Origin of the sequence: Clavibacter lycopersici (genome assembly GCF_003576405.1) — a bacterium.
In the GTDB taxonomy this organism is placed as follows: Bacteria; Actinomycetota; Actinomycetes; order Actinomycetales; family Microbacteriaceae; genus Clavibacter; species Clavibacter lycopersici.
Window position 1 is genome coordinate 1 of sequence record NZ_QWGT01000430.1, and the last position, 1,037, is coordinate 1,037.

The 1,037-nt window shown below is 78.4% G+C and carries 1 protein-coding gene; it reads left to right on the plus strand.

The window, feature by feature from the left end; genetic code table 11:
* A partial coding sequence (locus DZG00_RS15735) for an ABC transporter transmembrane domain-containing protein (protein ID WP_255414082.1) occupies nucleotides 1–1,037 on the plus strand: 1,037 nt, incomplete at both ends.

A 1,037-nucleotide genomic window follows, 5' to 3' on the forward strand; every position in this document is an offset into this window, starting at 1 on the left:
AACCGCGACGACGTCCTCCGGCTGGCGCAGCCGCCCGCGCGCCGCGCCGTGCCCGGCCTCCTCGCCGGGCTCACGAGCGCGATCGGCGCGGTGGCGCTCCTCGCGACCTCGGCGTGGCTCATCACGCGCGCGTCCGAGCAGCCGCCCATCCTCTTCCTCGGCATGGCGATCGTGGGGGTCCGCGCGTTCGCGCTCGGCCGCGCCGCGTTCCGCTACGTCGAGCGCATCACCAGCCACGACGCGGCCTTCCGCGCGCTCGCGACGCTGCGCGTGGGCGTGTTCGAACGGATCCTGCCGTTCGCGCCCGCCGGGCTCCGCGACACCCGTCGCGGAGACCTCCTCACCCGGCTCGTCGGCGACGTCGACCGGCTCCAGGACCTCCCGCTGCGCGTCGTGCAGCCGCTCGCGGTGTCGGTGCTCGTGCAGGCGGCGAGCGTCGCCGTAGTGTGGGCGGTGCTGCCGCAGGCGGGGGTGGCGCTCCTCGTCGTGCTCGCGGCCTCGCTCGCCGTCGGGGTCGGTGCGACCACGGCGCTCGCCGGTCGCGCCGAGACGCGGATCGCGCCGCTGCGGGCCCGGCTCCAGGACCTCGTGCTCGACCTCGTCGGCGGGCTCGACGTGCTCACCGCGTTCGGGGCGGTGGACGCTCGTCTCGCCGCGATCGACCGGGCGGCCTCCGACCTCCGGCGCGCGGAGCTCCGGAGCGCCGCGGCCGCGGGCGTCACGACGGGCGTCGTGCTCGCCGGAACGGGCGCGGTCGCCGCCTGGACGGTGCTGCAGGGCGTGCCGGGCCTCGCATCCGGCGCGCTGGATCCGGCCTGGCTCGCGCTGGCCGCGCTCGTGCCGCTCGCGCTCGTCGAGCAGGCGACGGCCGTGCCGCTCGCGGTGCAGGCGTGGCGGCGCGTGCGCACGAGCGCGGAGCGCGTGGCGGAGGCGGTGCCGGAGACGGTGCCGGTCGAGATCCCGCGGGAGCAGGCCGGCTCCGCGGCGGGCGACGTCCGCGCCGCCGCACGGACGAGGTCGTCGCGCGACCCGACCTG